Here is an 18,322-nt window from a genome sequence, read left to right on the forward strand (position 1 = left end):
AAGTAGCTGGTTATAATTAAATTAAAAATGGATTTTAGGTTCGATCCCCCCTGCCTCCCTTGATAAGGTAGGGTTGATTCATGAATCAACCCTACCCTTGATAAGGGGGGTGTCTGATAATTTTTAAAGCCTACCTACTTAAATTGTCGCTAATTGGCCACAAATTAGCAAGAAAGCTGATGCTGGTTCCAGAACAATCCTCAATATCCCCAAATTCGCCCAGAAAATTGCCTGCTCTGGTTAATCAGCCAATTTTCAAATCCACTATCATCAAAGGATTGAGTTATTCTTTTAATTAGAAAAGTGGGCAATTAATTCTGTGCGAGATGAATTAATTATTAAAGGGGTAAACTCCTCCACCGGTAATAATAAAATGCGATCAATAATTACGGATAAATCTGGGTCTAAACTACCAAAACGAGCTTTCAATAAATTTTCTATCACCAGACGTTCTCCCTGTTGAAGACCCTGTTGAAGACCCTGTTGAAGACCCTGTTGAAGACCTTGTTGAAGACCTTGTTGAAGACCCTGTTGAAGACCCTGTTGAAGACCCTGTTGAAGACCCTGTTGAAGACCCTGTTGAAGACCCTGTTGAAGACCCTGTTGACGGCCAGCATCCAGTTCTTCCTGAAGACGGGAAGTGTATAAAGGTGATAATCTCATAATTAACTCTCTGTCCTCCTGTTCAAGCTCTTGATCGTTAGTTAAAGAGGTTCTCAAGTTTAATAATAATTCTAGAGCATTTACCCGAAAAGGATGATCCTCTGGTAACGATTCTAGCTCATCGATCGCCCTTGCTTGTACTTTTCCCCGGCCTAAAATTCTTAACCAGAGAGTTGCTTCTGTTGGGGGTAATTGATGGATAACGGTGATTGCCGTGCGTAAAGAGGGAGCTAAAAAATAGATACCCTCCCCCCAATTCTCCCCATCTAATTTAGCTCCGAATCCTCCTAACAGTTGCGCGGAAGCGGTGGGAGTCAAAATCCAGAGACGGGGGATTTCCCCATCGTTAACATTCGTTTTCTGACGATTTGCTTGACGATTAATTTCCCCTTCCACTTGCAACAATTTTAACAGACAAGTCCTAATTTCTGTAGCGGTGACAGGATTGCGAAAGGGTTCAAATAAACAGGGATTAATCGCCATTTTTCCCAGTAATCCCAGCAGCTCTCTAGGATTATTATCGAGAATATTCGGTGAAAACCAGACATCGATTTCTCGTACTTCTCCGCGTACAACCCGTGCCGATTTTACCTCTCCCAGAGAAGATAATAATTCTTCGAGATAATCTTTAGCAAACTGGTCATGAATAAATCTAGTCATAGGTTTATCTAAGATGATTTAATAACTTATCTCGTAATTGCTTAATCCGATCACGATATTTAGCTGCTGACTCGAATTCTAGATTTTTAGCCGCTTCTTTCATTTGCGCTTCTAGTTGTTGAATTAACTCGGGAATTTGTTCTAAAGAAAGCTCTTCTATATTCTCACAAACCTGCTCTAATTGTTGAGAATTTAGGCGACGGGAAATATCCAGAAAAGCCAAAATTGAATTACTCGACCTTTTAACAATCGATTGCGGAATAATCCCATGTTTTTGGTTATATTTCTCTTGAATAGCTCGCCGTCTCTTGGTTTCTTCGATCGCATTAATCATACTATCAGTGAGATTATCTCCGTAAAGAATTGCCTGACCGCGAATATGACGAGCAGCCCGGCCGATAGTTTGAATTAAAGAGCGGGTAGCCCTTAAAAATCCTTCCTTATCTGCGTCTAAAATCGCCACTAAAGACACTTCCGGCAGGTCTAACCCCTCGCGAAGCAAATTCACCCCGATCAGCACGTCAAAGACCCCTTCTCGCAGGTCTTGAATAATTTCAATCCGTTGAATTGATTGAATTTCTGAATGTAGATATCTAACTTTAATTCCCCTTTCTTGTAAGTATTCGGTTAAATCTTCCGCCATGCGTTTAGTTAAAGTGGTAATCAAAACCCGTTCATTTAACTGCACTCGCTCCTTAATTTCCCCTAATAAATCATCTACTTGTCCCTCGGTTGGTCGCACAAAAATCTCCGGGTCTAAAACTCCCGTCGGTCGGATAATTTGTTCAACAATGCGATTTTCTGACTGTTCTAATTCCCAATCTCCCGGAGTAGCCGAAACAAAAATACATTGATTAACTTTCTGCCAGAATTCTTCCGACTTCAAAGGACGATTATCCGCCGCACTGGGTAAACGAAACCCGTGATCGATCAAAACTTTTTTTCGTGATTGATCGCCATTATACATCCCGCGAATTTGCGGCACACTAACATGAGATTCATCCACAACTAATAACCAATCTTGTGGAAAATAATCCACCAAACATTCCGGCGGTTCCCCCGCTAATCTACCCGCTAAATGCCGCGAATAATTTTCCACGCCATTACAATAACCCACTTCCTGCAACATTTCTAAATCATAACGAGTCCGCTGATCCAAACGTTGCGCTTCCAGTAATTTGCCCGCTTTTTCTAACTCCAATAAACGGTTATCTAACTCGGTTTTAATATCCCGACAGGCTACCTCTAAACGCTCCTCCGGGGTAACAAAGTGACGGGCCGGATAAATACTAATTCGCTCTAATTTTTGCAAAACTTCCCCCGTCAAGGGATCCAGATAACGAATACTTTCAATCTCATCGCCAAAAAAATCAATTTTAATAACCCGATCCTCGTAAGCGGGAACAATTTCCAAAATATCGCCCTTCAGACGAAAACGACCGCGAGTTAACTCTAAATCATTGCGATTGTACTGCACTGACACCAAGGCCCGTAATAATTGCCTTTGGTCGAACTCTTGACCAACTGTCAGGGAAATCGCCGCTTTCAGGTATTCCGCCGGCATTCCCAAACCATAAATACAACTAATGGAAGCGACGACGATCACATCCCTGCGTTCAAACAGCGATCGCGTGGCCGAATGGCGCAGCATATCGATCTCATCATTAATCGAAGAACTCTTTTCGATGTAGGTATCGCTGACGGGAATGTAAGCCTCTGGTTGATAGTAGTCGTAATAGCTGATAAAGTATTCCACGGCGTTATTGGGGAAAAATTGCCGCAATTCGTTGCATAATTGGGCCGCCAGGGTCTTATTATGGGCCAGGACGAGGGTAGGCCTGCCGATTTTCTCGATCACAGCGGCAATGGTGAAGGTTTTGCCGGTGCCGGTTGCCCCCAAGAGGGTTTGGAAACGCTGCCGGTTTTGCAGGGAATCTACTAATTTATCGATCGCTGCCGGTTGATCCCCAGTGGGTTGAAAGGGTGCTTGTAGTTGAAAAGCGGTCATTAGCGGCTGGGTGTAGAGAACAGGCAAAATAAATTATCAATCAAATTACCAACACTTATAGGGTTTTGGGAAAGAAAGATGTATCTTAATATTAGAGAGGATTTTAAAAAAAGATTAAAAGTCTTCGAGAATACCCTAAACTTAAATCTTATCGTTTCCCCGAAGCTATTAACGGAAAGGAGTATCAGGTTATGACGGTGGAAAATCTAGAAACGAACGGGACTCAAACCCCAGCAACCACAGAAGAAAAGACCAGCACACGCGGTAAAGCTAGTACAGCTAAAACCGCCAAGGATAAAGAAGTGGTCGCCCTTTCGGTGAAAAACAACGCTGAATCGGCTTCCAAAGCCTTAAAATTCTATCAACCTGAACATCGCTTACCCGAAAATCGTCCTGTTGGTACTAGCCATCTTCACTTCACGGAAGATGAAATGTTACCAGGGGGCCGTCCCGTGGAAGTTAGCCATCTGAAAGTGGTTAGTACCTATTCTTCCGTCGGTGGATTGCGTCCTGTCGGCTCTAGTGGTATGGAAGTTAGCAGCACTCTGGCGATCTCTGGCAATCGTCCGATCGCTCTCAGTCATCTGCACATTAGCGAAACTTATACAGTCATGGGTAATCGTCCCGTTGCTTCCAATGAAATCGATGATCCCGAAACTTTAATGGGATTTTTGGATTAATTGTTTTGTTGATCAAGATAGATGTTTTCCCTGTCCCGGACGGGGAATTTATTTTTTCTAGCCCACCGTTTTTAATCCCGATGCTGTTTAAGCAAAAATTTTTCTTAATTGTCTCGTTTCTAATAGTAGTTTTTTGTGGTTTCGGATTATTAAATCTTACCTACGATGCTTCAGTTTTAGCACCAGAGGAATATTATCAGATTCGATCGCTTCATAGTCGCGATGGTATCGGTAAATTTTATCTAGGACGGGAAATCGCTAAAGTCATGGGACACCAAGAAATGTTATGGTTAGAACGTCCTAGTCGCCGTTTCACAGAAAAACCCGATGATCTGATCACCGCACTACATCTAAAACCCACAGATCTAGTGGCAGATATCGGAGCGGGGACAGGTTATTTTAGTTTTCCTCTGGCGAATTTAGTAGAACAAGTTTTTGCCGTCGATGTGCAACCGGAAATGTTAGGGGCAATTGATTTTTTAGCCGAGGAAAATCAAGTTAAGAATGTCACCACAATTCTCGCCACAGAAACCGATCCCAAATTGCCTATAAATGCTATCGATTTAGCTTTAATGGTGGATGCTTATCACGAGTTTTCCTGTCCCCGCGAGATGATGGAGAATCTGGTCAAATCCTTAAAACCCGATGGTAGGGTGGTATTAGTAGAATACCGTCGTGAAAACCCTCTGATTGCCATCAAGGCCCTTCATAAAATGACCCGCAGACAGGTAGAAAAAGAAATGGCCGCTGTCGGTTTAGTGCCAGCAGAAATTATCGAGACTTTGCCCCAACAACATTTAATGATTTTCCAGAAAACAAGTTCAAATTAGCAAGCCCTAAGTAGGTAGGCATTAAAAACTATCAGATGCCCCCCTTATTAAGGGGGGACTAAGGGGGGATCGGCAACCCCCTTATTAAGGGGGGACTAAGGGGGGATCGGCACCCCCCTTATTAAGGGGGGACTAAGGGGGGATCGGCAACCCCCTTATTAAGGGGGGACTAAGGGGGGATCGGCAACCCCCTTATTAAGGGGGGACTAAGGGGGGATCGGCAACCCCCTTATTAAGGGGGGACTAAGGGGGGATCGGCACCCCCCTTATCAAGGGGGGCAGGGGGGATCGAACCTAAAATCCATTTTTAATTTAATTATAACCAGCTACTTAACCTCAGCTAATCCGCGGGACTTTCTTTCTGGATTAATACCTCACCAGCGATTAAACGTTGGGCTGCTGACAGTAAAACATCCTCAATCCAGGGCTTGACAAAATAACCTTTTGCTCCTTTAGCAGCGACGAGATGCTGCATTTTTTTCGTCCCGCGCGAGGTAATCATCGCCACTGGTATCCCCTGAAGTTGTTCATCCTCTTGCAGACGAGAGAGCAATTCTAACCCATTCAGGCGAGGCATTTGGATATCGCAGAGAATCAGATCACAAGCTAATCCGGCCTGTAATTTTTCCCATGCTTCTAAACCGTCCTGGGCCTGTTCAATGCGATAACCAGCTTTAACCAAAGAAATCATTAACATTTCCCGCACTATTAACGAATCATCAACAATCAAGACGAGAGGACTCGATTGTGCCAACAAATGAGCGGGATTACTATCAATAATCGTTGTATCGGAGGATGAAAGCTGATTAGGAGTCGCTTTAATACTATTAGCTAGTAATACTTCTCCTGCAATCATTCTTTCAGCTGCCCAGAGTAAATCTCTTTCCGTGTAGGGCTTGGTAAAATAACCACTAGCCCCTAATTTCGCCGCCACCTGACGATGACGTTCAGATCCGCGGGAAGTCAACAAAGCCACGGGAATCGCCGCTAATCGGGGGTCTTTTTGCAAATTAGACAGTAATTCCAGGCCATTCATGCGGGGCATCTCGATATCGCAGAAAACGATATCACAGGGCAAACCGCCGCGTAATTTTTCCCAAGCTTCTTGACCATCCCGGGCCTGTTCCACACGATAACCAGCTTTAATAAAGCTTAAAGAGAGCAATTCCCGAACCGTAATCGAATCATCGACAATCAGAACCATAGCCTCGGATTTTTGGCTAGTTTCCACCTCTACAGGGGAGGCAGATTGGCGCCAAAGACCACCGTTATCGATACGCAGACGACCCCTGGCGATGTCGATTAACTCTAACACATCGCCGACGGGCATCACCGTACCATCCCCTAAAACCGTCGCCCCAGCAATCCCAGCCGTTTTCGGAATCGGTCCTTCGATCTGTTTGATGACGATTTCCAGTTCACCAATCACTTTATCCACCTGTACCGCGAGGAGATGATTACCACCGCGCAGGATCACGATCGAAAAAGAGTCTTCCTCCGGCTTGCCAGTGTAAAAACTACCGCGACTAAGTTGTCGATTGTAGGAAAGCAACTCGCTCAGGGGTTGGAAAGGTAGTAAAGTATTTTGCCAGAAAACGCAGGGCCGTCCCTCTCCATCTATTTGGATATCGCTGGCCCGAAAATCCTTCATATCTTCCACTCCGTCCATGGAGAAACCGATGCGCGCATGATTACTAACACAACAGAGGGCCTTACAGATACTCAGGGTTAGCGGTAAACGGATCGTAAAAGTGCTTCCTTTGCCCAGTACCGAGTCAATAGTAACAGTCCCGCGCACATCGATTAAACTGGTCCGCACCACATCTAAACCCACCCCACGACCAGAAAAATCATCGGCCTGATCTTTGGTAGTAAAACCGGGATGAAAAAGAATTTCATAGACTTCTTGGGGACTGAGGTTTTGAGCTTCCCTCTCGCTGATCAGACCTTTCTCGATCGCCTTAAGTTTAACCCGATTAGTATCAATACCAGCCCCATCATCACTAACGGTGATCACGGTTTGATTTCCCTGTAGGAATGCCCGGACAGAGATCTTACCGAGGGCGGGTTTGCCTTTGGCCATGCGTTCTTGGGGTGATTCAATGCCGTGGGTGATCGCATTGTTGACCAGATGGATCATGGGACTATTGAGATGTTCAAGGATCATCTGATCGATGAGAACACCCCCCCCTTCCACTTTTAATTTGGCTTGTTTGTGCAGTTTCAGGGAAATATCGTGAATTGCCCGGGGTAGATGATCGGCAGTTTGACTAAAGGGAACCATGCGCGATTTGGTCATCCCTTCCTGTAGTTGGGTGGTAGCCTGTCGCAGACTGCGCGTCACCTGATCGGTTTCATCGACGACAAATTGAATATCAGAGGCCGATTCTCGCACTCGCACGATCAATTCGATCATCTCTTGGGATAATAAGTGGAAATCGGTAAAACGGTCGATCTCTAGGGCATCTAGTTGCCCGGTCATAGCCGAATTGCCCTGATTTTCTCCCTTAACTCTACCGTAACCGATGGCACCGCCAGAATTGCCACTAGACAGTAAAGCCCCTTCTAGGAGGGTTCTTTCATAGAGATACTGCATCCGACTGCCCACATCGCTCAGATGTTGGACGCAGGTTAGCAAATTGTCTAAAAAGAGACGCAGCCGATCCTGTTCCTCTTCCAGACGATTGCGTTTAACCACCAGTTCCCCGATCAGATTGCTGAGGTTGTCCAATTGTTTGATCGGCACCCGCGTCGTCTGTTCAAAAGCTTTACCGACAAGGGGACGCAGGTTATTTAACCCGACCGGTGGACTGAAACTGGCCGCCGGATTTGCTGCCATCACCTGATTGGTTTCTTCGAGGAGTTTTTCTAAATCTTTGAATTCATCCTCTGGGGAGCTTTCTGGGGCAATTTCCAGTGATTCTAACCGTTGGAGAGGTTCTGTCGCGGCCACCGGAGCCGCTGCTGTGGATTCCCAGAGGAAGACCTCTAGGGATTCCAAGATGTCTGGCAGTGGCGATTGCGCCGGTGGAGTGGGTTTTTCCAGAAAAGCTTCTAAGTCTTCGAGGCTGTCGTAAAAATTCGGGTTGCTGATGGTTATAATTGCTTCTGAGTCCCGAACCGCTGCATTTTCTAGCAGCAGCGATTCCAGATCATCCCAATCTTCGGCTTCTGACTTGGCAGCAGTCCCACGGGTAGAATAAAGATCATTAGTGGCGGCTTCTTCCCAATTGATGCTATCGCCAAAAAGTTCCTCTAATTCCTGTTCTAAGGGCAAGAAAGACAGGGTTTGGTCAAGAGAAGCCCCATACCTCGCCGCAGGAGGGGAAATCTGCTCAAATAAAAAGCTGAGTTCGTCTAGGGTCTCGTCACCGTCGGTGTCTTTGTCTTCTAAACTCTCTAACAACTGTTCGAGCTCTTCGTTAAAGAAATGCTCCGAGTCCGGTTTCATCATGATTTGCTTCCTGCCAAGTCTTCCTTTTTGGTCAACCAATGCGCTCTCTCTAGCTTCAGATTACCCAGAATTTTACCTGATAAATCCATTCACTAGGAATTTTTTTATGGCTAATCAAACTCTTGGACTCGATCGACAATTTTATTCCTATTATCAATCTATCTGTCTGCGAGAACCCCCGATTTTAGCTCAGTTACGTCAAGAAACTGCCTCTCAACCCCTAGCAGTCATGCAGATTGCCCCCGAACAAGGTCAGTTCATGGCTTTTTTAGTACAGGCGATCGGGGCGCGAAAAACCCTAGAAATAGGGGTTTTTACTGGTTATAGTGCGCTAGTGGTGGCCTTAGCTTTACCCCCGGAAGGCAAGCTGATCGCCTGTGATCTAAGCGAAGAATACACCAGTATAGCCCGCCGTTATTGGCAGCGGGCCGGTGTCGCCGATAAAATCGATTTAAGAATTGCCCCGGCCCTGGAGACTTTAGATCAATTAATCGCCGGGGGAGAAAGTAATAGTTTTGATTTTGTCTTTATCGATGCCGATAAAAGTAATTATGATCCCTACTACGAACGGGCGTTACAATTGGTCAGAAGGGGCGGAATTATCGCTATCGATAATGTTTTTTGGTCGGGACGAGTGGCGGCGGCCGATAGCACCGATAATCGCACCAAAATTATCCGTTCACTTAATGCCAAAATTCAGCAGGATGAACGGGTAAATATCAGTATTATTCCTATTGGTGATGGTTTGACCCTGGCCATGAAAAAGTAAAGAAGTTAAGGAGATTAGAAAAGCTTTTACTCTTAACAATCAGGGTCGATTTTTGTTGTCTAAATCTAGTCACCAGTCGGAAACCACCCACAGTAACGCTATATCTCTTAAGACCGTTAACGACAGCACTAAGTTATCAGTTCCACGGAGAGGGTGGGATTTGAACCCACGTTAGGTGTGACCCTAAAGCAGATTTCGAGTCTGCCGCATTCAACCACTCTGCCACCTCTCCACAGGGTTTGAGTCTGGATTATCATTTTAACAGATTACTTGCCCTAGGATTGATTTTTTTTGATCGACCTCTTGCATAATTGATTGTTGAGGGTTTAAAAACGTCAAAAATAAGGATTAAGCGGCATAAAATCGGTAAATAGACCATTTAATTGATTATTATTCATTCCCAATTCTCCTGACTACCGACTACTGACGACCGACTCCTCACCAACCACGACAATTTTTGATTTTTACAAGAGGTCTGATGAATCAAGCTCCTTTTCTTCCAGTTAACCATCCCCAGCCTAACTTTCTCGACCGGTTAGGGAGTCTCTGGAAATTTTCCCGTCCCCATACGATTATCGGCACTTCTTTCAGTGTTTTAAGTCTGTATTTAATTGCTTTAGGCAATATTAACGATTTTTTTAGCCATTGGCCAGTTTTATTGCTCACTTGGGTCGCTTGTCTTGCGGGTAATGTCTATATCGTCGGTTTAAATCAGTTGGAAGACATCGACATCGATAAAATCAATAAACCCCAGCTTCCCCTAGCCAAGGGCGAATTTTCTCCGTTAACAGGACGGTTGATCGTGGGTTTTACCGGTATTTTAGCAATTATAATGGCTTTTATCGGTGGTTTTTGGCTTTTAATCACCGTGGGGATTAGTTTACTTATCGGCACTGCTTATTCCTTGCCACCAGTGCGTTTAAAACGCTTTCCCCTCTGGTCCGCCTTCTGTATTTTTACCGTCCGGGGTGTCATCGTCAATTTAGGTCTTTTTAGCCACTACAACACAGTTATTAATCAAAATCAGTCTATCTATCCCTCGATCTGGGTTTTAACAGCTTTTGTTCTTGTTTTCACCGTTGCGATCGCTATTTTCAAGGATGTTCCAGACCTAGACGGCGATCGCATTTACCAAATTACCACTTTTACCCTCCTTCTCGGGCCAGAAAAAATCTTAACAATTTCCTTATTGACAATTTCTCTGTGTTATGCTGGTATGATTGCCGTCGGTCTCTTGGGGATAAGGGGAATTAATTCTCCTCTGGCCATTGTCGCCCATCTGCTCCTACTTCTTCTTCTTTGGTGGCGTAGTCGCGGAGTAAATTTAGAAGATAAAAGCGAAATCAGCCGATTTTACCAATTTATTTGGAAATTATTCTTCCTGGAATACCTTATATTTCCCCTTGCTTGTTTAATATGAAAATATCTCCTTTTTTAGCGGCGATTCCCTTACTTTTGCTAGGTGGTACAAGCGCACCTAGTCAGGAAACCATCGAGCCGCAATTATTAACCGGCAACCTTCATTTAAACCTGAAACATGGTGTTTGGAAACTGTGGCAAGATCAACCCGTTTATCAAGATATTACCCTAGATCTAAGCTGCGATCGATCTGTTTGTCAGCCTTCGGTGTGGGGATACGCACCGAAATTCAATAAAGAAGTGGATCACCAAGGTACGGTAAAAACGATTAAATTAGACAATGCTTGGCGATTACAGGTGAAAATGAACATTCAAACTCACCCTTGGCAAGCGGAAGTCAGGGAAGCTATCTATAATATCGAAATTGTCCCCCACCAAGACCAACTCATCGGCAGTTATCAAGGCACTTTAGGGGGAAGAAGACTACAAAACAAAGTTAATGGCACAATTTCCCCTTTATGGCCTAATCCTGTCCCTAATCACCAACCCCTGCAACCGCGAGAACATCCCCGTTTAATCTTTCGCAAGTCAGAATTAACTAATCTCAGAGAAAAAGCGAAAACTCCCATCGGTCAAACTATTATCGCTCAATTAAACAACAGTTTACAGCAAAAAATTTATTACGATGGTTATGTTCCTAATGGGGGTTATCATGCCACAGGTCATTGTTTTTTAGCAATTTTAAATCAAGATAGAAAATCAGCAGAAACCGCCTGGGAAATTCTCGAAAAAACCCGTAAAAATCGAGGCAGGAGAGTCTTAGAACAATCTCCAATTGTCGCCGGAGTCGCTCTCGCCTACGATCTTTGTTATGATTTTTGGGGAGAAAAGCGCCAACGGGAAATTACTGGCTGGTTATTCAGTGAAAGTAAAAAACTTCTCAAAGGTGATTCACCCAAAAATGGCTGGAATGGAGACACAGTTAGTAACTGGAATGCGCGGGCCAGAGGTGCGGCAGGATTAGCCAGTTTAGCGATTCTCAAAGAAGATTTACCGCCCGATTCTCTCTATTCTCCCTCTGCACAGGTGGAAATGGCCAAACGTCACATCGAACGCTATTTTATCACAGCTATCGGCGATCGAGGATTTGGCACGGAAGGAGATTTATACAGCACCGAACCCATGGTTCTCGCTGTTTTTCCTTTTTTGCAAGGGTATCGAAATAGTCTCGGATTAGACTTAGTAACCGGTTCCCCAGCAGCCCAATTAATCCCCCATTATTTAACCAGAATTGTCCCTAAAAATGGTCAATTATTGATTCCTGCTTATGGCAGACATCAGATGTTCGTAGGGGTATCTTTATTAACTATCGGATTGGGAATTACCGATAAATCATGGCTACCAGCAATAAAATGGCGATTACAAGGTCAAGAAAAACAACTTTTTCACCCCCATTATCCCCATATTGCCCCTTTTCTTCTCGCTGGTTATCCATCTAATCTTACTCCAGAAAATCCTGATCGCCAACTTTCCAGGGTTTTAGTTGATCAACAAAAGGGATTTTATACTTTTCGTAATCGCTGGCAAAATGAAGAGGATTTTGTCGCTAGTATCTATCTTAAACAGCAACCTTTTGTGGGAGGATGGTCTTTTCCCGATGTCGCTAGTGTGAGAATTTGGGGATTAGGAGGACAATGGGCAAGTTTTGAGGGGTCAGAAGGCGACTGGAACTCGGAAAATACGGTTATTTTCCCGAAAACCACGCCTTGGATCCAAGCAAAACCGATGACTTTTCAATCCAGTCCCGATGGTTCGGGAGTAATTACGTTAAAAACTGATAAAATCATGGTTAGAGGGGCTAATCCACCAGCAGGAGTGGCTCTAGTTCGTTCTTTCGCCGTCGATTACAGTCTATCCTCTGGTTCTCCCGGATTATTCGTCTTGATGGATAAATTATTAGGTAAAGTCGATGAACCAGAATTTATTAATAAAACTTGGGTGATGAATACCCAGGGAAATGTCACTCTCGGAAAAAATAGTTTTACTATCACTCAAAATGGTGCAAATATGCAGGGAACTTTTATCACTCCCGTGACTTTAAAAGTCGAGAAAACTAATACAGGTGAACGCATTTTAGCCACGGGTAGCGAGGAGTTTTTTCTGGTGATGACCGTGCAGAAAAGTCGTCCCCCGGCAGTTAAAATTATCGGCAAGAGACTAGATGCGATCGTGCAAATTGGCTCCCAGGAAATATCAATTATCGACGGTGCAGTTAGATTAAAAGAGATGAAGTTTCAAGAGCCATAAAAATTGGCAAGTGACCCAAGAAAAGTTAACATTTGTCAAGGATAATTGTAAAGATGATGACTATTTGAGCAATTATTGATGATATAATCAAGATAGCTGATCAAAATAGCCACTAAATTCAGAACTATCTAGAATTGCATCTATAATTTCTGGCTAACTAAACTATGACTAAATATTATCAAATCACCGTTCACAATCGTCAGACCGGCGAAAAATTTGTCACCACCGTTCCGGGGGATAACTATATACTGCACAGTCTGGAAAAACAGGGCTATCAATTACCCTTTTCCTGTCGCAATGGAGCTTGTACTAGCTGCGCGGTCAGGGTATTATCAGGAGATATCTACCAACCAGAGGCGATCGGACTATCGCCGGAATTAAAAGCCAGAGGATATGCTTTACTTTGTGTCAGTTATGCCCGTGGCGATATGGAAGTAGCCACCCAAGACGAAGATGAAGTCTATGAACTGCAATTCGGTCGCTTTTTTGCCCGTGGGAAAGTGCGTTTTGGTTTACCCTTAGATGAAGAATAGATTCGGGATTAATCGTGCCAGATACCAGCAGCCAATTAGAAAAATACCTAGACATTGCCAGTGAAGCCGCCCTAGCGGCAGGAACAATTATCCTCGATAATTGGGGTAAAATCGAGAAAATAGAAGAGAAAGGGCGATCGGGCGATTTAGTGACGGAAATAGATCGTCGAGCAGAAACAGAAATTCTCAAAATTATTAGCCGTCACTTTCCCGAACATGGGATTTTAGCGGAAGAATCGGGAAAACTGCCAGGGAGGGACAGCGAGTATCTCTGGGCGATCGATCCCCTCGATGGAACCACCAACTATGCTCACGGTTATCCCGTATCCGTCGTCTCCATCGGACTACTGATCGCAGGGAAAGCAGCAGTGGGAGTCATCTATAACCCCTTTAGAAAGGAACTATTTCGGGCAGCCAAGGGTTTGGGGGCTACCCTGAACCGTCGTCCCATCCATGTCTCCCGGACGAGTGAACTAGAAAAAAGTTTACTGGTGACGGGCTTTGCCTACGATCGCTGTCAAACCCCCGATAATAATTATGCCGAATTCTGTTATCTGACCCATCTGACCCAAGGGGTACGCCGCAGCGGTTCCGCTGCCAAAGACTTAACCGATGTGGCCTGTGGGCGCTTAGATGGTTATTGGGAACGAGGGATTAATCCCTGGGATATGGCCGCAGGAGTTATTCTGATCGAAGAAGCTGGCGGTAAAATTAGCGCCTACGATGAGAGTCCTTTTCTGATAGAAACGGGGCGAATCCTGGCTACTAACGGACAGATTCACACCCCCTTAAGCCAAGCTCTGCAAAAAGCGGCCTCTTGGAGGTTTCAGTTTGAATCCTTTTAATATTTACTGCGATTATTATTTTAATTAGAGCAGGATACTTTCTATGACTTTTCCAATTTCCCAAGGATTATTTCAATATGATTTAATGGATCACTTCGCTATTTTAGGAGTCTCGATCGATGCCGAACAGGAGGAGATTCGCGAGCGTTACTTAAAAATTGCCTATAAACTCCATCCTGATACCTGTCGCACTCACACCCCCGATGAAAAGGAACAGGCTCATCAGTTACTTTCAAAATTAGTTAACCCCGCCTACGAACATCTGGGCCGCGACCTATCTCGCGAAGAATTTCGGCTGGTTTTAGCACAAATGGGCAAGGCAATGGGGAGAGATTTGAGCAAAATCACCATCAGTAGCGAACCAGCTAGAAAACTAGCCCAATCTAGCGCTAACTATGAATTAGCCTATCAAAAAATCCTGCAATCTTTGGCGATCGATCAATATACTGCCCTGGAAAATACCTATCAGAAAATCGGCCAACTCAGTGAACTCAATCTGGTTTATCTGATCTTAACCGAAGGTCAGGGCAACAGGAAAACCACCCCAAAAGTCTTTATCTCCCAGGGCAATACTAACCAGTCCGAGTTAGTTAGACCAGCTTTCACCACGGCAGTCCAGACTAAAAGCAACGAATCGCCCCTAGAAGCCTATATTCGCCGCGCCCAAGCCTCTCTTGACGAAAATAACCCCGCCCAAGCTTTGCGAGAATTGCGCGATGCCCTGCGGCAAGAACCGGATAATGGCATCTGTCACGCCCTGATCGGTTTAGCCTACCTGCGACAAAATCAACTGTCCATGGCCCGGGTTCATATCAATCGGGCTTGGAAAGCCAGCCCCCAAGATGCGACGGTGATTAGGTGCAAACGGGAACTAGATAAAGTAGTTAATTCTAAGATTGAAGTGCAAGACCAGAAAGGACAAAAAGAGGAAGGAGAGCGCAAGGGCGGTTTTTGGTCTCGATTTGGTGGTAAAAAGAATAAATAGGACTACCAGTGCCACCGATTTTGATTAGCAAACTCCCATGATTCATCAACCCCCGGCGGGGACAAGGGATTTATTACCCCTAGAAGTTACCCAAAAAGGCTGGATTAATGATCGCCTTCAGTCTGTCTTTCAGCGTTGGGGCTATCAAAGGATCGTCACCTCCACCATTGAATGGCTCGATACCCTCACCGCAGGCGGTACGATCGATCCCAGCACCGTGATCCAACTGCACGGGGATAGTCAAGGACTATCGGGATTACGCCCTGAATTAACCGCTTCCATTGCGCGTAGTGCCGTCACCCGCATGAGTGGGGAGTCCTATCCCCAACGTCTCTGTTATCGGGCTAACGTTTTTCGTCGCCCTAGCGCCAGTTATCACGGTCGTCAAGTGGAATTCTATCAAGCGGGGGTAGAACTGCTCTTTTCTGGCGGTTTACTAGCTGATGCCGAGATTTTACTGCTCCTGGCTGACTGTTTCGATAGTTTGGCCGTCCCTAACTGGCAGATTATTTTAGGAGAAGCGGGTTTGACTCGTTCGCTACTTTCTCCTTTTCCGGGTCCCTTACGCGAACAGGTGAAACGCTGTTTAGCCCTCCTCGACTACGTTAGCCTCGAAAATCTTCCCTATCCCAACGAAACCCTCCGGCAGCAAGCCCGACAATTATTTCACCTGCGCGGTAATCCCGAGGATGTCCTCGCACAAGTGGCCCTATTAGCCCAGGAAGAATCGGCCCAAAAAGCCGTTAATAACCTTAAATCCCTAGTAGAGCTGCTTAATGCTGATCGCTCTGGGCCTTTTCCCCTAATTCTCGATTTAAGTCTGATTCAAACCTTTGATTACTACACCGGCATCGTTTTTAAAGCGGTTAGTGATCACCGGCAAAATCTCAGTATTTTAGGCCAGGGCGGACGCTATGATCAATTATTGGGCGTTTTTCATCCCCAAGGCCAATCGGCTCCGGGTATCGGTTTTTCCCTGAATATCGAAGAACTGCACGAAAGTTTATTATCAGGGCAGACTTTACCCACTCAAGCTCCCCCCCTCGACTGGTTGCTTATCCCTTTGGGTAATAACGCCCAGATAGCGACTTTTAGTAAGGCTCGCTCCCTTCGCACCAGTGATCCGAATCTGAGAGTGGCGATCGATTTAGGTGGTCGCAGCGAGGCACAAATTCGTACCTATGCCCGCGATCGAATGATTAAAAATCTCGCCTGGGTGCAAGAAGATGGTTCCGTGAGCGAAGAATCTCTCTAAAAAGGGGCAAAAACAGCGAAAATCCTGCTGCCTTCTGCCCGCTGCTATAGGAATCTATAATTGTGTTCAATTACTCCTCATCCCAGTCATGCCTTCCAGCGGTCAAGTGAAATCGATTTTTTTTCTGATCCTCTTTCTCCTCAGTATTCTAGGGGGTATTCTACTGGCTTCGCTACTTCAACAACCAGCGATCGCCCAATCGCCGTCCTCGGATACATTGCTAAATCGTTATCAAATTGGACAGCAAACCTATCTAGAAAATTGTGCCACTTGCCATATTGCCATTCCTCCCAGCATCCTACCCAGTCAAACTTGGAAAAAAATCCTAGAAAATCCTAATTCTCACTATGGTATCCGTTTAAAACCAATTGTTGGCATTACTCAGCGTCTTATCTGGGATTATCTCAGTTATTCTTCCCGCCCTCTTACCCAGACTACTTTCGTTCCCCTCTTAATTGAACAGTCCAGCTATGTAAAGGTTTTGCATCCTAGGGTCAATTTACCCACTCCTCTCGGTCATACCACCTGTGTCAGCTGTCATCCCAACGCTTCCCGCTACGATTATCAAACCCTTACCCCCATCTGGGATGATGCAGCCTAATCAGTTATCAGTGATCAGTGATCAGTTATCAGTTATCAGTTATCAGTTTTCAGTTTTCAGTTTTCAGTTTTCAGCTTCTGAAGGCAAGGGGCAACAGGCAAGAGGCAAAAGACAGAATCTGACAATTCTCCTACCTAAAAAGAAGGTTAGAAACTAAGCACATCAAAGCTTTTAGCTTAACCAATTAGGTCTTAGATTCGGCCCTTGTTTTCAGATGTGAGTTTTTAGTTCACTGATTACTGATACCAAATCCCTTTTTAATAGTGTGATTAACTCTCAAGTTATGAATTGTTTCTCCCCACACCCCACACCCCACACCCCACACCCCACTATCCTATACTTTTTAAACAGGATTTAGTATGATTACTGTTTACTGATCACTGAGAGGGGGTGCAGTTAGGGTGATTTCGCCGATTTGACCAGCTTTACCCATTAATTGGGCGGGGTTTTCGTTAAGAGAGATTTTAACAGCGCCAGCATTGCCCGATCGAATATTTAAACTCTTTTGGGCTGTCCAAGTTTGTTTGGGACCGGGTTGGAGAGTGCCTTCATGGACTTTTTTGCCATCGGCAATTACCCTTACCCAAGCGGCCTGTTCAATAGTTACCTCGGCCGAGAGGGGAACTTTTGGCTGAGGAGAAGGGGAAGGAGAGACTACTGGTGCGGGAGGGACTACCGGTGCGGGGGAACCCACGGGGGAAGGAGAGGGAGTAACAGCAGGGGGGTTAGAGAGAGGGGGACGGAGGAAAAGATAGCCAATACCACAAAATATACCCGCCAGCAAGCCTAGCCAGAGATACATCCCGAAAAAGGTTGATTTAGCTGGTTGGGGGCCAGTTTCTGGGGCTGGTTTTTCTGGTTTCACCCGTTCCACTTTTGGGGCAGCGGGTTCAGCCTTGGGGATAGGGGTAACTTTTGTGGGCAGTGTTTTCGGGATAGTTACCTCTTGGGCTAATTGTTCTGCACTAGGAGACAAGCGATCGGCTAAAGCTTTACCATCAATTTTTAGGGCATCACCGTAGCGTTTGATAAATCCCTTGACATAAATTAATTCTGGTAATTTCTCCCAATTCCCCGTTTCCAACGCTTCTAGCATTGGTAATCTAATCATCGTCAGGGCGGCGATATCGTCCATGCTCAGACAGCTTTCTTCTCGTTTTTGACGTAAATAAGTCCCGATTTCCTTGATTTGTTCGGCTTGTAGGGGACTGAGTTGACTCATAATTCCAGTCATAAGTAGGTAGGCGTTAAAAATTATCAGATCCCCCCGCCTATCGGCACCCCCCTTATCAAGGGGGGATCAAGGGGGGATCGGCACCCCCCTTATCAAGGGGGGATCAAGGGGGGATCGGCACCCCCCTTATCAAGGGGGG

At 45.2% G+C, this 18,322-nt stretch carries 14 protein-coding genes and 1 tRNA gene; 10 read left to right on the forward strand and 5 right to left on the reverse strand.

Features of this window, described 5'->3' with window-relative positions; translation table 11 throughout:
* Positions 1 to 291: 291 nt before the first annotated feature.
* Complete coding sequence (locus IM450_RS12280) at positions 292 to 1,323, reverse strand: flagellar assembly protein H (RefSeq protein ID WP_287665512.1); 1,032 nt, start codon at positions 1,321 to 1,323, stop codon at positions 292 to 294.
* 4 nt (positions 1,324 to 1,327) lie between these two features.
* Entirely contained in the window at positions 1,328 to 3,331 is a 2,004-nt protein-coding gene (gene uvrB, locus IM450_RS12285) for an excinuclease ABC subunit UvrB (RefSeq protein WP_287665578.1), read from the reverse strand.
* A 191-nt stretch (positions 3,332 to 3,522) separates the two neighbouring features.
* Between uvrB and IM450_RS12290 the strand changes: the two genes are divergently transcribed.
* Together IM450_RS12290 and IM450_RS12295 are read left to right on the forward strand one after the other, a co-directional pair.
* The gene (locus IM450_RS12290) at positions 3,523 to 4,011 is read left to right on the forward strand and encodes a hypothetical protein (protein ID WP_193958978.1); all 489 of its coding nucleotides are present in this window, start codon (positions 3,523 to 3,525) and stop codon (positions 4,009 to 4,011) included.
* An 80-nt stretch (positions 4,012 to 4,091) separates the two neighbouring features.
* On the forward strand, positions 4,092 to 4,841 hold the full coding sequence (locus tag IM450_RS12295) for a class I SAM-dependent methyltransferase (protein WP_287665516.1): 750 nt from the start codon (positions 4,092 to 4,094) through the stop codon (positions 4,839 to 4,841).
* A gap of 340 nt (positions 4,842 to 5,181) precedes the next feature.
* Here IM450_RS12295 and IM450_RS12300 read toward each other — a convergent pair whose 3' ends face one another.
* Entirely contained in the window at positions 5,182 to 8,295 is a 3,114-nt protein-coding gene (locus IM450_RS12300; RefSeq protein ID WP_287665580.1) for a hybrid sensor histidine kinase/response regulator, read from the reverse strand.
* A gap of 106 nt (positions 8,296 to 8,401) precedes the next feature.
* Here IM450_RS12300 and IM450_RS12305 point away from each other — a divergent pair, with 106 nt between their 5' ends.
* On the forward strand, positions 8,402 to 9,064 hold the full coding sequence (locus IM450_RS12305; protein ID WP_004268120.1) for a class I SAM-dependent methyltransferase: 663 nt from the start codon (positions 8,402 to 8,404) through the stop codon (positions 9,062 to 9,064).
* Between the two features lie 145 nt (positions 9,065 to 9,209).
* On the opposite strand, the gene IM450_RS12310 is transcribed toward IM450_RS12305, so the two are convergent.
* Positions 9,210 to 9,296: transfer RNA gene (locus tag IM450_RS12310), tRNA-Ser, on the reverse strand.
* Between the two features lie 246 nt (positions 9,297 to 9,542).
* Here IM450_RS12310 and IM450_RS12315 point away from each other — a divergent pair.
* From IM450_RS12315 to IM450_RS12345, 7 genes are all read left to right on the forward strand, one after another.
* On the forward strand, positions 9,543 to 10,484 hold the full coding sequence (locus IM450_RS12315) for a homogentisate phytyltransferase (RefSeq protein ID WP_287665519.1): 942 nt from the start codon (positions 9,543 to 9,545) through the stop codon (positions 10,482 to 10,484).
* Positions 10,481 to 12,730, forward strand: coding sequence for a hypothetical protein (locus IM450_RS12320; protein ID WP_287665521.1), 2,250 nt, complete (start codon positions 10,481 to 10,483; stop codon positions 12,728 to 12,730). The genes IM450_RS12315 and IM450_RS12320 overlap by 4 nt, the downstream gene beginning before the upstream one ends.
* Before the next feature lie 164 nt (positions 12,731 to 12,894).
* Complete coding sequence (locus tag IM450_RS12325; protein ID WP_004268126.1) at positions 12,895 to 13,263, forward strand: 2Fe-2S iron-sulfur cluster-binding protein; 369 nt, start codon at positions 12,895 to 12,897, stop codon at positions 13,261 to 13,263.
* A 14-nt stretch (positions 13,264 to 13,277) separates the two neighbouring features.
* Complete coding sequence (locus IM450_RS12330; protein ID WP_004268128.1) at positions 13,278 to 14,108, forward strand: inositol monophosphatase family protein; 831 nt, start codon at positions 13,278 to 13,280, stop codon at positions 14,106 to 14,108.
* Positions 14,109 to 14,151: 43 nt separating this feature from the next.
* Positions 14,152 to 15,093, forward strand: a complete 942-nt coding sequence (locus IM450_RS12335; RefSeq protein WP_004268130.1) for a J domain-containing protein — start codon at positions 14,152 to 14,154, stop codon at positions 15,091 to 15,093.
* Between the two features lie 37 nt (positions 15,094 to 15,130).
* Positions 15,131 to 16,348: an ATP phosphoribosyltransferase regulatory subunit gene (locus IM450_RS12340; RefSeq protein WP_004268133.1), complete on the forward strand. Its 1,218-nt coding sequence runs from the start codon at positions 15,131 to 15,133 to the stop codon at positions 16,346 to 16,348.
* 88 nt (positions 16,349 to 16,436) lie between these two features.
* Complete coding sequence (locus IM450_RS12345) at positions 16,437 to 16,949, forward strand: hypothetical protein (protein ID WP_002798477.1); 513 nt, start codon at positions 16,437 to 16,439, stop codon at positions 16,947 to 16,949.
* A 370-nt stretch (positions 16,950 to 17,319) separates the two neighbouring features.
* On the opposite strand, the gene IM450_RS12350 is transcribed toward IM450_RS12345, so the two are convergent.
* Entirely contained in the window at positions 17,320 to 18,183 is an 864-nt protein-coding gene (locus IM450_RS12350; RefSeq protein WP_287665527.1) for a helix-turn-helix domain-containing protein, read from the reverse strand.
* Positions 18,184 to 18,322 lie beyond the last annotated feature (139 nt).

It is taken from the genome of Microcystis sp. M083S1 (assembly GCF_020246405.1).
Taxonomy (GTDB): Bacteria; Cyanobacteriota; Cyanobacteriia; order Cyanobacteriales; family Microcystaceae; genus Microcystis; species Microcystis aeruginosa_C.